The following is a 14,786-nucleotide window of genomic DNA, read 5'->3' on the forward strand; positions in this document are numbered from 1 at the left end:
TCAGATGCAGGTATGTTGAGATTAGCTGCAATATCCTTACTTTCATGCGGCATAAAATATAATAGCTCCCGCTTATAATTAAATTATAAACGGGAGCTAGTTTTCTTTCAACTTGTTTCTAAATGTAATTTGTTCTGTCAAATTAACTGCTTTTCCTTAAATATTCTGTCAAATTCCGACTGTGCAAATCGAATTACCCTATCTTCATATTCAAAATACGCTGATAGAAATTCCACCCCTTTTTCTGTCAGAAGGGTTCTTCCATACCGGCTTCCTCCCTGCCGTCTTTGAACAATGGTATAACCAAGTTCAAATTCCAGTTTATTTAAAACCTTCCATGCCTTAGTATAAGACATAGACATCAGTTCACATGCTTTATTAACTGACTTGGTTTCGGTTATCAGGTATAAAAGCAGCTTTGTCCTATTATTAAAAAATACAGATTCTTTCTCAATACTAAGCCCTACCGCTGCCTGCATTAGGGCTCGATTATGCTGTTCAAGTAATTTCTGCAATTGTTCATAACTATGTACATCCTGAACCACCCCTTCATCCTCAACCTCAACTTTTACATGATATTCCTTTAATAAATGAATGGCACCCTTAAATTCTTCTTCTCCATTATAGTGCAATATGTCAGGAATAACTGATGATGATATGAGTACAGGATAACCTTCTTCCTCTTTATAAACCGGGTATGTAACATCACCCTTTGTATCAAGCAGAATTTTCAGAGTTTCTGGGGAAAACATAGGCGAATTAACAGGTGTAATTGCAATATGGCTGCATTTATCCTGTAAATAGCTAAGACCTATTTTTAGAGAATCAAACATGGTGGCTTCTTGGCAATCTTCATTTTTCAAAAAAATAACACCATATTCAGACAACTCATGTCTTACCTCATCTTCCTGGGTTCCGGTAATTATGACAATGGGAAATATCCCTGCCTGCTGAAATGCAAGAACCACCCTCTTCACGATTGGAATAGAGCCTAATTGAAGCATTGGTCTTGCCCTCTTTATACTGGCAGCAACTATGATTCCTCCAACATTGTTTATTTTCATTAATATATTATGCTCCTTTCAAAGTCTGGAAGAATTGTGGGTAGCACAAACTCAGGTTGAAAGGATTTCAACCTTCTACCTCATAAATAACAGTTTTTCCGTCCAGCCTGTGAGCATAAATATATTCCCTCATCTTCTCATGATAAGGATGTTTATCATACACTTCAAATGCCTCCATGTCTTTAAAGGTACAAATTAGGGCAAGATCATAACTTCTCTGCTCATTATGCCAGATATCTTTCCCTGTTTCCATTGATAAAATCTCCGGTATGACCCCTTCCATGCTATGGATTTTTTCAATAACTGTTGTAAGGCACTCTTCTGGATCACGAAATTTAAACAAAACAATATACTTAAGCATTATTCTCCTCCTGAATAAAATATTTTTCTTTATCACTATTATAAGTACTTTTAAGTTATCAGTAAGGTTATTCTTAATATAGCCACTTTCGAAGCCCGGGCAGCCTTTTCATAAGTAATCAATGCTAAATACAATACTATTCTATTAAAGTTCAAAATTCCCAGTAATATTTATCTTTTGTACTACAGGTGTTTAAATCGGCTTTAATATATGTTCATTATGTATAATTATTTTTTTATCACTACCAAATATTATATAAAATCATCAGCATTATGTCAATTACAACAATAGTAATCTATGCAAACTGTATATTTTGTCTTCTGATGAATTGTTTATTATTTTCATTCCTGTTTCCTAATGGGAAGTTCTATATTTCCAATGAATGATCCCCAAATAAAGATTAATTCTTATATCTTATTAACCGATATAATTATTGAATATATTGATTGGTAACACCTTGGAGGTTTTATATGATTAATAACAATGTTTCACAATCCAATATAAATATGGGAAAGGCTGCAGACAGCCAGCCTATCAATAGCCAGTCTAAGCTTTCTTCCTCAGTTCCCCCATCACCGGTATCCAAATCTTCTTATCCATTGAACAACACGATAGGATTAGAGAAAGGCCAGATAATTCAGGGGGAAGTGGTGGACCTTCGCAGCAATGAAGTCAGCGTAAAATTAGAAGACGGACGGATTTTAACCGGCAAGTTAGAAGATGGGAATCATCTTGCAATTGGAGAAAACGTTACTTTCCAAGTTGAAGAAGTCTCTTTAAAAAGTCTTTCACTTAAAATATTAAGTGAAAGTCAGGCAGTTCTCAAAGATACTACCATAGATAAGGCATTAGAAGCAGCAGGGTTTAGTAAGAATAATAAAAATCGTGGTATTGTTAAGTCCTTATTAAATCAACAGATGCCTATTGATAAAAACACAATAGGATTACTGATCAAGCAATCCATAGCTTTTAAGGACACCCCTATAGACACTTTGGTTTTTATGAATAAATACCACATTCCCGTTACCAAAGAAAATATTGACTCCTTAAAGTCTTTGAGTAATTCCGAACAGAATATATTAAACCACATTGCAGAATTAACCAATGAGATTCCTAATTTGCTTGAAGAACTTAGCAACAGATCTTATGGAGAAATAATAACAAAAGGTAACGAATTATTAAATATAATCTTACAGAATTCTTCATTAAATGATTTTATGGAAAATAAAGAAATAACATTGACCTCCTTTGATACATTTTCTGCATCAGGAGTATCATCCGTAAATCGGGATCTGCCCCCACTTTCTCTGGATTCTGTTTATTTAAATAATACTATTCTTTCTTCAAATGAGCGATTAGAACTTACCAGGTTTTTAGAAGCTGATCCATCAGCTAAATCCTTATTTTCAGAAAAGTTGTTGGAAGGAATTATAGATGGTACTGCTAATATGAAGGAAGTTGCAGAATTATTAAAGGAGGCATTCCCTTCCGGTTCTTTCCAAGATAACAATAATTTGATGAGGGATAAGATTCAATCCTCCATACAGCATGTTCTATCCGCCTTTGAAGCATTACAAAATAATGATCCGGTAAACCTTATTAATGAATATCTCACTGATGCTGACAGAATTCATTTATTACAAAACTTGGATGGTTTCTCACTGCCAGAGGAAGTAAATGACCAGATTCAGTCAGGAAATATTTCCACCAATGAACTGTTGAAATGGATTCAAAATAAATTGAGTACAACTCCTGAATCCTCTATCCGCAGATTATTTTCATCCAAAGAATATAAAACTCTTATGAAGGAAGAATTAATATCCAAATGGACATTAACTCCTAATTCATTAACTAAAGAGGGAATCGTAGATGATTATTATGAAAATCTGGCAAAGCAACTTACAGATATTAAAGGATTTATATCTTCTTCCTTTCAGGGCAGTCAGGAAAATCTACAGGGACAAGCTGGTCATCTACAGGACAATATTAGTTTTATGAATCAAATAAATGAGTTTTTTACATATTTTCAACTGCCAATAAAGCTAAAAGAACAAGTTGCCAACAGTAAACTATTTGTTTATACAAGAAAAAAAGAAAGGCGTACTGCCGAAGAGGGGATCAGCGTACTCCTTCATCTGGATATGGAACATCTTGGTCCCTTGGATATACATGTTGATCTTCATAACAAAAATCTTGTAAGCAGGTTCTATATAAATGATAATGATACCTCAAACCTTATATCATCCAATATGCCCCTTTTGGAGGCAGCTTTAGAAAGGAAAGGTTATTCCCTGAATGCTGAGGTCCTAATAAGAGAAAAAGATATGAATATTGTTGAAGAATTCACGAAGCAGGAAGAAAATACATCTTTTGTACCTCGTTATAATTTTGATATAAGAGCTTAGAGCAGCCAGAAAACATAGCTTTGTCTTAGGATACCAAATGGGGATACCTATCATTACTATATTACCAGTAGATAGGTATCCCTATTGTTCTATTTAGCCCTTAACCGTTCTTTCTTTCCCATATGTATATTTTTCCTATACTCTGTTGGTGATACACCACATACACTTTTAAACACCTTCATAAAACTTTTTTCATTATCATAACCCACCGCCTGGCTGATATCCAGCACTTTTTCTTCTGTATCCTGAAGTAGTTTCTTTGCTTCATCTATTCGGATTTTCTTTAAATAATTCACAAAATTCATTCCCGTATATTCTTTAAAATTTAATGAAAATAAAGAATAATTCATGGAAATATAATTAGAAACTACAGCCATGTTCAGGTTCTTGGAATAATTTTCATGAATATATCTGACGGCAGTATTAATCTTTTCTTTATTCCTATAATCATTGAATTCATCTATGATAACCTGCTGCATTCGACGAATCCACTGAAAGAATAAAGAGAAATATTCATCGGAATCTTTATAATGTAAAGGATCCTTTAATTTATTAAATTCCATCATATCAAATTCAATGATTCGTTGGTAGGTTTCAATTAGTCTTATTAAGATTTGCTCTGTTACTTCCAACAATTTTTCCGGAGAAATTTTATTATTCTTTGCATTATATTGTATTCTTGATAATTTTGATAAGCTGCCATCTATTTTGGCAGTTCCGAATAATTGTACAAAATGGTCTGCAAAATTATCCGGTACCGTTTCATATTTATAATCCTTATCCTGATAATAACAAACCGGCACGCATTTTACGAATGCTTCTTTTCTGGCATGTATGGATTCTAAATAACCTTCTCTTAATTCACGAATTCCTTCATGTACTTTACTGATCCCTACAGAATAGTTTTTCAATTCATTTTTAAGTAGAGAAGACAATTCTTCTTCATCTGCAATTATAACAAAATAATCATCTGCATCTTTTAGTACAATAACCTTTTCATTATGAATGTTTAGATCCATGGAAGAATTACATTGACAAACCAGGTATCTTTCCTTAAAAAACAAGGTACTAAATTGTTTCTCAATGGCATGTATCTCTTCCTCAGTTATTTTTTCATTAAGTATTAGGTACTTTAACTGTTGGTTTTCAATTTGTTTTATTACAGAGCTCTTGGCTTTTTTATCTTCCAGCTCCTCATTAATCTTAACAAGAATAGCGTTTATTTTTTCACGTTCGATTGGTTTTAATATGTATTCCCGCACTCCTTGTCTTAGAGCTTCCACTGCATAATTAAATTCATCATATCCGCTTACTACAATGATTTGAGGTTTATCCTCTAAATTCTGAATTTTCTTAACTAATTCTATTCCATCCATTTTAGGCATTCGGACATCTGTAATCATTACATCAACTTTTACATCATTTAATATTTTGTAAGCCTCTTCACCATTTTTACATTCAAGGATTTCCTCAATATTGACATCAGAACGCTTAACCATTACATTTATTCCTTGACGAATTAATTTCTCATCTTCAACAATCAGCAGTCTCTTCACCTTTTAGCACCTCTCTATAAGTTATTGGAAGCTTAATAATAACTTTCGTATAGCAATGTAATTTTGATACAACACTGATTCCATATTTCATACCAAAAGCCATTTGTATACGGTCTTGTACATTTTTAAGTCCAATACCATTACCAGAACCTCCGCCTACATCAATTTCTCCACATATTTTCTTTTGTATTTCCCTCACTTTTTCTTCTGTCATACCTCTTCCGGAATCAGTAATTTCAATTACATAATCACTGTCTTCCATAACTGCTTTAATATAGATACTGGAGTCCTCTGCCAATTCTTCAATTCCATGATAAATTGCATTTTCAATAATTGGTTGTAATGACATTTTGGGAATTTGCTGCACATAAATCATATCCGGAATGGTCAATGCCAGATTGATACGGTAATCAAAACGTAAATTAATAAGATCCAGGTAGTTTTTGATATAATCAATTTCCTGACCAACTGTTACATTCTTCGTATTCCATTTCATCCCGTATCTTAATAATTTTCCTAAAGAGGTTACTGCATCAGAGATTTCGTATTTTTCATCAATCTCCGCCATCATTTTAATAGACTCTAAAACATTGTATATAAAATGAGCATTAATCTGATTTTGAAGGGCCCTGATTTCCGAATTCTTCATTAATAATTCCCTATTAATGTTTTCTTCCATTAGTTTTTGTATGGTATCTAACATTACATTAATATTGGTACCTAATTCCCCCATTTCATCTGTTCCCGGCTGATCCACTCTGGCTTCCAGGTCACCTTCCTGAATCTTGCGTATAGTACTGAGAGTCTTATAGAATCTATGTAACAAGGCTTTTACAATTATATTAATAAAAAACCCCAAAACTATAAAAGCTATGGTAAGCCCTAAAAAATACAAATTTCTCTCCTTGCTTAAATTATTTAATGTTTTTTCCATACTGACAAGACGAATTACATATCCTGACAGTTCTTTTACAGGCATAATCCCTATGGCAACTCTCTCTCCGGCTATCTTAGCACTTATGTAAGTTTCTTCCTGTTTCGTATACTCTAATTGATTTACGATTTCCTCTTTCATCTTCTCCCATTTATTATTCCTGTTTCCAGAATGGTAATTCATATTTTGGGAACTCTTATTTTGAGAATTGGCATCTTGTGAATTCACATCCTGAAAATTTAGATTTTGATTGTTCCCATCTATGGAATTTCTACCTTGAGAGTAAATCTTTCCGTTCTTATCAATAAAACAAGCCCACTCATCATTATTGGTCTGAAAAATTTCCGGAAATATGGTATCCATACGGACGGCTACCTCAATAACACCAATTTTCCCTCTTTCATAATCCTCAATGGATGTAATAAGAGCCATGGTATGTTCTGAAGAATTAACGGTCTGTGCAAATAATTCATCCTTATAATCAAACTGCCATTCTCCTGTGGAAAATTCCTTCGCCCATTTTAGCTGTTCCATTCGTTCCTTGCGATATAAAATGGGCATCATCTCAGAAAATGAATTATTATTTGCATAAACTCTTATCTGATAAAGATATGGATTGCTGTTAACCAACCGTTCCAACATTCCAATATCTTCTTTATAAAAATTAACAAGTTCAGAAGTTTCAATATCTGTACCATCTTCCAACTCTATAAGAAACTCATTCAGGTTTTGATAATTAAGAAAAACCTGGGTTGACATATTGCACAAATCAACGGTTTTTTGAATTACTGAGTGATTCTGATTCATGTTATATTTTAAATTGTTTAAAGCCTGCTGTATGATATTATCCTTCATGTTCTGAAATAATATTAAAAATATTATGCTGACAGGAATCACAACAATAATACCAATAGTAAATGTAAATTTATTATTCAGTTTTTGTTTTAAAAACCAAAATTTATGTTCTTTCATAGATTACTCCTGCAATTAAACCGAATCATTCCAAACCCAGCTTTTTCTTTGACTGGTTCATCTGCTTCGTGGATTCTTCCATTATTTTTTCATATCCTAAGTCAGTTCTTCTATTTATGAATTTTTCCAATATCCTGTCGAATTCTTTTTCTGAAGATGCCAGAAGTAATTGGGGTAATACTTTTCCCCATTCTTTTTGAATATGAAAATATGCATTGGAAATATCCGTTCCATTCTCAAATATTACATCATATTGTGCTGTATAAGCTGCATAGGGATAAGTCCACTCTTTTAATTGGGCCATTGGTTCCCCTGCATTTATTCCCCATTTGGCTTGCATTACGTTATCCTGAAGCATCCAATATGCGTTATCAGCACCATAAATATCATCAAATTTCTTTCGGTTTGTGTTTAAAAGTTTAAGAACTTCAGGTCTTATTACAGGTTTTCCATTTATATTATCATAAGTAACACCTTCCACCCCCAGATATGTCATCTTTTGACCTTGTTCGCTGATTAGGTAGCTTAAAAAGTTAATTGCTCTGTCAGGATTTTCACAATTTTTTGAGATAAAAGTAACCGTCCAACCATTTAAACCGGTACTGGGAAGTGTTGGATCATCTCCTTTTGAGTTCTTAGGCCCATCAACTGCTATATAGATTTTATCAGGATCTTTTTCATATAAGGCTTTCTGTGGTGTTTGAATATCACTTCCCTGATAGAGAAGGCAAAAATATCTGCCCTCTGCCATCTTCTCCTCCAGCTGCATTCTTTTATCTATAAATATCTCATTTGACAGGTATCCCATTTCATTAAGCTTGCGAAAGGTTTTCAGCCATCTGATATATTCGGGATCAGTATAGCGGTCATAATACTCCCCATTTATTTCAAAAGGTATGGACAAAAAGTTCTGTAAATACTTATCAAAGGAATTGCATCCGTGAATGGTAAATTCATCAGAACCAACCGGAATAAGTGGCTTATTATCCACTTTCGGCATATAAGCCACCGCTTTTTTACAAGCAGTTATAAAGCCTTCCGGTGTGGTCATATCCGGACTTCCGATTGCTTCATAAATATCTTTTCTTACTAAGAAATTCTGGTTTGACCCAATATTCTTGTTATTTTCATAGTCATTGGGACTAATGGAAGAGCTAGGATAACAATAGAGATTACCATCTGCATTCTTATACCAATTGATTATCTGCCCATCTGCTACCTTATAAAAATAAGAATCGTATTCATCTGCCAATTCATTTAATGCATATACTAAATCTTTATCCGTTAGCTCTTGTGTCTGCATATCCCACCAGCCCAGAGTTACTAAATCCGGTAATGTATCAGAGGCTATCATAGAGTTCAACTTCTCCATTTCATTTCCAGTTGGTACAATAAAATTAACCTCTACTCCTGTGTCTTTCGTTATCTCTTTAGAAACTAAATTTTTACCCCATGTGGTGGTATACCAAGAGAAGTTAATATACCAGTCCAATGTGACTTTATTGCCGGCATTCTTCTTCCAACCCGGCTCATTCACACTTTCCTCAGAATGTACCCTGTCCTTGGACTTATCTGTTACAGTTTCTTTCTTTTCACATCCTGTTATGAAAATAATAATGCAGAAGATAAGAATATACTTAAAACCATATATCTTTTTACCATTCATTATTAACCCCTCTTTTATTATAATTTAGTTAAATTATAACAAATAATTATGTAAATAGATAGTTTTTCCAACATGGTTATTCCTTAATTCCTCCTGCAGAAATACCGCTAATGATGTATTTGGAACAGAAAGCAAATGCTATCATAATTGGTAATACGGATATTGCAACTGTTAAATAGATAGCTCCCTGGTTACTTGTAATATCCTGGGATGCTCTCATAGAACCCATCATAACCGGTAAAGTAAATTTCTGAGGGCTGTATAGCAAAATTAAAGGAGTTAAATAATTATTCCAGGAACCGATAAAGGTTCCGATTGACATAGTTGCAATTCCCGGTGCTATTATTGGCAGTACAATCTTATGAAAAATTCTTGTTTCACCTGCTCCGTCAATTCTTGCAGCTTCAAGAAGGGCTTTCGGTAAAATAGCTAAAGTATACTGTCTTAAAAAAAATACTGTAGCAGGACTTGCAATGGCAGGTATAATCAAGGGTATGTAATTATCCGTTAAGCCCATGGCATTTACCAGATCATAAAATCCCAGTAATCCCAATTGGGCAGGTATCATCATAAAAATAAGGATACTTACAAAAATAATTTTCATCCCTTTAAATCTATATATAGCTAAAGCATATGCTGTTAAAGCTGAAAAATAGGCCGTTAACACAGTACAGCACACTGCAATAAATAAACTATTTGCCAACCCTCTGAAAATGTTAAAATAGCCTGACATAGTATTCCAGTTGTTTTTTAAATTATTGCCGGGAATCAGGGTGAAAGAGGTCATTATCTCCCTTCCGCTTCTAGTTGCATTTACCATCATAAGCAGGAAGGGACAAAGACATAAGATACTAAGAATAATGATTGCTATGTATAAGATGGTTCTTTTTATTTTAGTAGACATATTAACCTCAATTCCGGCGCTTAGCGCCTTTTAATAATGGGTGCTCCCATTGCATTGCCACAAATCAGGGTGTGAATTATGCATTTCAATAATTCACACTACTCCTCCCTCTTATGATACATAATCTTATATTGGATGCCTGCTGCCACGGCAATAACCAGGAATAAGAAATATGCTATTGCTCCGGCGTATCCTACATTATTGTATCGGAATGCAGTATTATATAAATACATTACAACGGTATTAAGAGACCCATGTGGTGCTCCGATTCCATCTGTTATTAAGAATGGAATATCAAAGATTTGAAGGCCGCCGATTAAAGAAGTAATGGCAACATACAATAAAATGGGCTTTAATAATGGCAGTGTAATCTTACCGAATATATGCCATCTTCCGGCTCCGTCTATAGCCGCTGCTTCAAAATAGTCTTTAGAGATACCTTGAACACCGGCCATTAACATGATAAAGGAATTGCCAAACCACATCCATGCTCCAATAACAGAAACCGCAAGTTGTGCTGTTCCCGGCTGCCCAAACCAGTTAATACCGACTTTTACTAACTTTGCATCTATCAGTAGTTGATTTAATGTTCCAAATTGCCAGTCTAATAAAGCAGCAAAAAGGAAAGCAACAGAAGCAGGTGCAATCAGGTTAGGCAGATAAAATAATGCTCTGAATAGTCCAATACCTTTTATACGGTATTTTAAATCATTAAATATAATAGTAAGAAGGAATGCCAAACCTAACTGCAAAACAATATTAACACTCCAGATTTTTATGGTATTTATTAATGCACGCCAAAACATAGCATCCGATATAACTCTTTTATAGTTGGAAATTCCCACCGGTATTGGTTCACCATACCCCTTATATTGAGTAAAACTCAAATATAGCGTTTTAAAGACCGGATAGATACTGAACATAATAAATACAAATACAAATGGAAGTACGTATAAATACGCTATATTATTTATATTTCTTTTTCTTGTCCTAATAATATCATTACTGGGCATAACCATTCTTTTCACCTCTCTTGTCTATTTAAAAGAAATGGGGCGGACAATTCAATCAAATGAACTCCGCCCCAGAGAAATTATTTTCGAGAAAGCAACGAGCAGAACCTAACTATCTCGTTATTTCCAGTTCAGGATAAATAGATTGAACATTGGTATAGAATTCATCTATTGCTTGCTCCTTCGTCTTTTCACCCGTCTGAACAGCTGTAATGGCAGCTCCCCAGTAATTTTCGATTTGAGTATCAAATCTTGTTATTAAAGAATAGTTAATATTCTGTGCTTCATTCAGGAAATATTCATATGTCTTTTGATTGCCATATGTTTCATTCTCAACATCTTTTACCGATTCAAGAACAGATTTCATGGATACAATGTCACCCTTTGAAATGTCGGTCCACCACTTGGAGGTTTCTTCGTTTAAGGTAGTGAATTTAACAAATTCCCATGCCAGATCTTTTCTCTGACTGTAAGAGCTAATACCAACAAATGTTCCGCCGCCAAAGAAAGAACAAGGTCCGGAGGCAACACCAAAGCTGCCTGCATTATCTCCTGCATTATCGCGAATGATTAAAGAACCCCAAGATGGAAGTGCATAAGCAAATACCTCTGTCTTATCTCCCCCAAGGCCTTCTAAATCTTCCGCAGCAGCCCACTCAGCATTTGTAGGAATTGTGCCTGACATGGAAGCATACCATGCAGCTGACCATTCCGGTGAAAATGCAACTAATTTATCCTGATATAATTTAACCGCAGCATCCATATAATCAAGTCTGGATTGTGATAACACCAGTTTATTATCTTGAACCCAAGCTCCGCCGCCATTAGCAAACCATCTTAAATTGCCGGTATCACCAAAGATACGGTATCCTGCATCTTTAATTTCCTTTGCTGTAACAGTAATTGTATTATAGTCTTTGAATTTTTCTGAAATGAAGGCAGGATCATCATTTCCCCATATTTTTTGTGCAATATCCCTGCGGTAATATACTCCACCGGGAGTTACCTGGTAGCTTAATGCTCTAACAGTGCCTGAAGAATCTTTACCTGCATCATATATATAATCAACGATTGAATCTTTATATTGTTCCGCACTATAAGGTTCCTGTGATAAGTCTTCAAAGAAGCCTGCATCAAAGGAATCAGGAAGCATCTGAGGTTCTCCAACAATAATATCCGGTTCTTTTGCTTTACCTCTTAAAGCTGCTGTAAGTTTAGTAGGATAATCTGCCGGAGCAATTACAACTGTTTCAATTTTTACGCCTGAGTTTTCTTCCATAAACTTGTCTGCAAAAGTTTTCAAATCTTCTGCAAGAGTCCATATTACAAGTTTACCCTCTAATTTTTTTGGTTCCCCCGAATCATTATTCTTCGTGTCTGTTTCTCCTTTCGTACCAGCAGGAGCATCTGCTTTTTTGCCGGTCTTGCCGCATGCAGCTAATGATAGGACCATTACTCCCGTAAGAAACAAAGCAATAACTTTTTTCAATTTCATACCTTTTCCTCCATCTAAATATATTCTTTACATACTTATTGTAACTTTTATTATTTTTAAGTTTAATTGTCCTTTTTTTGAAATGGTGTCATTTTTTTAGATTTGATTTCTGCCTACCTGCTGTAAGTTCATTGACTGCCCTGCTAACTGAACCCGGCATTTTGACTCCCGTCATTTTAGTGTCACTTCCCCTGCAATTTGACAAATAAAAATGGTATGTTAAATTAGCTCTGAAAAATCAGAATTAACTCAACATACCATTTATTTCCATACAATGTTTAATTTATTATTTACTTTTTAATCAATTTACTTTTATTCCATTGTCTTTAATATCTCTCTAATATTAGTTTCCATATTAAGATTAATTAGTATAAATCTGATATTGAAAATATCTTACAAATCACTATTCATCTTTCCTCAAATTCATCAAAAATATAATCTAGTACAGACGGCATACCCACTAATTCGCATCCATAGAAATACAGGTTCTCTTCTATTAATTGTTGTCTTATAATCTTAACTACTGTATAAAGAGAAGAATCGGAATTTCCCAATTGGATCTTAGCATTAAAATAATAATTTAAAGGTAATATACTTCCGGAACGAAATCCGATTCCATTCCTGGATATATTAGTAACTTCAATTGGTGCATGAATATTATCTACTTTTACATTATCCTGCTTAAATAAAGATGATATTTCCAGTTCCAATTTAACAGGAAAGCGTTTATTATGCCTTTTTTCTTCCATACCAGATACCTCTACTTTTTTATTAGTTTTATACTTTAGTAACTTATATATATTATATCGCTGAATAAATTATTAGGCAAGAAATCCTTTCCTGTTAATGCAAAATGTTGAAAATTTGGGAACGTCTTTAATTAGAATAAACTTATTATGATTATTATTTTATTTATAATAATTCCTTCAATATTTTATTTATCATTCCCGGATCTGCTTTACCTTTCATTTCTTTCATAGTCTGTCCAACCAAAAAGCCAAGGGCCTTCTCTTTGCCGCCGCGATAATCTGCAACTGATGTGGGATTAACAGCAAGAACCTTTTCAACCACACTGCGCAATTCACCTTCATCATTTACCATCATTAATCCATGTTCTTTTACATAAGCTTCCGGATCTGTATTATCTTTAAAAACACTCTCAAATACTTCTTTGGCAACGGTCCGGTTGATTTTACCATCATGGATCAGTGCAATTAATTTTGCCAGATTATCAGGAGTAAAATGAATATCCTCCGGCTCCATTTCCGTTTCTTTTAATAATCTCATAGTTTCTACCATAATCCAGTTGGATACTTCCTTTGGTTTCTTACATATGGCGACGGTTTCCTCAAAAATATCTGCCAGTCTTTTGGAACCGGTAATAATTCCTGCGTCATAAGCCGGAATATCATATTCCTTTTCATATCTAAGCATTTTTTCATCACGAAGCTCTGGCTGGCGGTTTCTGATTTCATCTATCCATTCATCACTGATTTCCATTGGTACTAAGTCAGGCTCCGGGAAATAACGATAATCCTGGGCATCTTCTTTGGAACGCATGGCAAAACTGGTATCTTTATTGTCATCCCAGCGTCTTGTTTCCTGAACCACAGCTTTTCCTTCTTCCAATAGTTCAATTTGACGTTTTCTTTCTCCTTCAATGGCTCTGGTTATGGCTTTAAAGGAGTTCATATTTTTCATTTCTGTTCTTGTACCAAATTCCTTTGCCCCTGTTTCCCGAACAGAAAGGTTAATATCTGCACGAAGGGAGCCTTCCTGCATCTTACAATCGGATACTCCAAGATATTGTAATATCAATTTTAATTTATCTAAATAGGCTATTACTTCCTCAGCAGACCTCATATCCGGCTCACTTACAATTTCTATTAAAGGTACACCGCATCTATTGTAATCCACCAGAGTACAATCTTCCCAGGGATCATGGGTTAACTTACCTGCATCCTCCTCCATATGGATTTCATGAATACCAATAACCTTTTTTACCCCATCCACTTCAATTTCTATTCCCCCATTGTGGCAAATAGGCAAATATAACTGGGATACCTGATATGCTTTTGGTAAATCCGGATAAAAATAATTTTTACGGTCAAATTTACACTGTTGATTTATTTTACAATTCAATGCAAGACCTGCTGCCATTGCATATTCTACAACTTTTTTATTTAAAACCGGAAGTGTTCCCGGCATTCCAGTACACACCGGGCAGCAATGGGTATTGGTGTCTCCGCCAAATCGTGTGGTACATCCACAAAATATTTTGGTTTCCGTTGCCAATTCCACATGAACTTCCAAACCAATAACCGTTTCATATGACTTCATACGCGAATCTTCCTTTCCAACTTACAATGCTTATCTTATTCATACCTACAGGCCAAGAATGGCATTAGCATTTATT

General features: G+C 34.5%; 11 protein-coding genes. 1 reads left to right on the plus strand and 10 read right to left on the minus strand.

Translation table 11 applies throughout. The annotated features are described in order from the left end of the window. Positions 1-137 precede the first annotated feature (137 nt). Together BM183_RS01415 and BM183_RS01420 are read right to left on the minus strand one after the other, a co-directional pair. Positions 138-1,064 carry an NTP transferase domain-containing protein gene (locus BM183_RS01415; RefSeq protein ID WP_091683873.1) on the minus strand — a complete coding sequence of 309 codons (927 nt, stop codon included), beginning with the start codon at positions 1,062-1,064 and terminating at the stop codon, positions 138-140. A gap of 67 nt (positions 1,065-1,131) precedes the next feature. After that, positions 1,132-1,425, minus strand: a complete 294-nt coding sequence (locus tag BM183_RS01420; protein ID WP_091683875.1) for a Dabb family protein — start codon at positions 1,423-1,425, stop codon at positions 1,132-1,134. A 470-nt stretch (positions 1,426-1,895) separates the two neighbouring features. Between BM183_RS01420 and fliK the strand changes: the two genes are divergently transcribed. Then, a complete protein-coding gene (fliK, locus tag BM183_RS01425; protein WP_091683877.1) occupies positions 1,896-3,830 on the plus strand; it encodes a flagellar hook-length control protein FliK in 1,935 nt (644 codons plus the stop codon). Positions 3,831-3,919: 89 nt separating this feature from the next. Here the strand turns inward: fliK and BM183_RS01430 are convergent, their stop codons facing one another. The 8 genes from BM183_RS01430 to gatB all read right to left on the minus strand — a co-directional run bounded on the left by BM183_RS01430 (position 3,920) and on the right by gatB (position 14,710). Beyond that, positions 3,920-5,386 (minus strand): response regulator transcription factor, encoded by a 1,467-nt coding sequence (locus BM183_RS01430; RefSeq protein ID WP_091683879.1) that lies wholly within the window; start codon positions 5,384-5,386, stop codon positions 3,920-3,922. Continuing rightward, positions 5,364-7,292, minus strand: coding sequence for a sensor histidine kinase (locus BM183_RS01435; protein ID WP_091683881.1), 1,929 nt, complete (start codon positions 7,290-7,292; stop codon positions 5,364-5,366). The genes BM183_RS01430 and BM183_RS01435 overlap by 23 nt, the downstream gene beginning before the upstream one ends. Positions 7,293-7,317: 25 nt before the next feature. Then, entirely contained in the window at positions 7,318-8,958 is a 1,641-nt protein-coding gene (locus tag BM183_RS01440) for a type 2 periplasmic-binding domain-containing protein (protein ID WP_091683883.1), read from the minus strand. Between the two features lie 76 nt (positions 8,959-9,034). After that, entirely contained in the window at positions 9,035-9,862 is an 828-nt protein-coding gene (locus tag BM183_RS01445) for a carbohydrate ABC transporter permease (RefSeq protein WP_091683885.1), read from the minus strand. A 98-nt stretch (positions 9,863-9,960) separates the two neighbouring features. Continuing rightward, a complete protein-coding gene (locus BM183_RS01450; RefSeq protein WP_330392276.1) occupies positions 9,961-10,881 on the minus strand; it encodes a carbohydrate ABC transporter permease in 921 nt (306 codons plus the stop codon). Positions 10,882-10,987: 106 nt separating this feature from the next. Continuing rightward, positions 10,988-12,370 (minus strand): ABC transporter substrate-binding protein, encoded by a 1,383-nt coding sequence (locus BM183_RS01455; RefSeq protein WP_091683887.1) that lies wholly within the window; start codon positions 12,368-12,370, stop codon positions 10,988-10,990. 407 nt (positions 12,371-12,777) lie between these two features. Further along, positions 12,778-13,119 (minus strand): pilus assembly protein PilZ, encoded by a 342-nt coding sequence (locus tag BM183_RS01460; protein WP_091683889.1) that lies wholly within the window; start codon positions 13,117-13,119, stop codon positions 12,778-12,780. A gap of 163 nt (positions 13,120-13,282) precedes the next feature. After that, positions 13,283-14,710 carry an Asp-tRNA(Asn)/Glu-tRNA(Gln) amidotransferase subunit GatB gene (gene gatB / locus BM183_RS01465; RefSeq protein ID WP_091683891.1) on the minus strand — a complete coding sequence of 476 codons (1,428 nt, stop codon included), beginning with the start codon at positions 14,708-14,710 and terminating at the stop codon, positions 13,283-13,285. Between the last annotated feature and the right edge of the window lie 76 nt (positions 14,711-14,786).

It is taken from the genome of Anaerocolumna aminovalerica, assembly GCF_900115365.1.
Lineage (GTDB): Bacteria > Bacillota > Clostridia > Lachnospirales > Lachnospiraceae > Anaerocolumna > Anaerocolumna aminovalerica.

Bases quoted from the DNA above. Each gene is read 5' to 3' on its own strand.
- BM183_RS01415 (WP_091683873.1), bottom strand. From the start codon at position 1,064: ATGAAAATAAACAATGTTGGAGGAATCATAGTTGCTGCCAGTATAAAG.
- BM183_RS01420 (WP_091683875.1), bottom strand. From the start codon at position 1,425: ATGCTTAAGTATATTGTTTTGTTTAAATTTCGTGATCCAGAAGAGTGC.
- fliK (WP_091683877.1), top strand. From the start codon at position 1,896: ATGATTAATAACAATGTTTCACAATCCAATATAAATATGGGAAAGGCT.
- BM183_RS01435 (WP_091683881.1), bottom strand. From the start codon at position 7,292: ATGAAAGAACATAAATTTTGGTTTTTAAAACAAAAACTGAATAATAAA.
- BM183_RS01440 (WP_091683883.1), bottom strand. From the start codon at position 8,958: ATGAATGGTAAAAAGATATATGGTTTTAAGTATATTCTTATCTTCTGC.
- BM183_RS01445 (WP_091683885.1), bottom strand. From the start codon at position 9,862: ATGTCTACTAAAATAAAAAGAACCATCTTATACATAGCAATCATTATT.
- BM183_RS01450 (WP_330392276.1), bottom strand. From the start codon at position 10,881: ATGGTTATGCCCAGTAATGATATTATTAGGACAAGAAAAAGAAATATA.
- BM183_RS01455 (WP_091683887.1), bottom strand. From the start codon at position 12,370: ATGAAATTGAAAAAAGTTATTGCTTTGTTTCTTACGGGAGTAATGGTC.
- BM183_RS01460 (WP_091683889.1), bottom strand. From the start codon at position 13,119: ATGGAAGAAAAAAGGCATAATAAACGCTTTCCTGTTAAATTGGAACTG.
- gatB (WP_091683891.1), bottom strand. From the start codon at position 14,710: ATGAAGTCATATGAAACGGTTATTGGTTTGGAAGTTCATGTGGAATTG.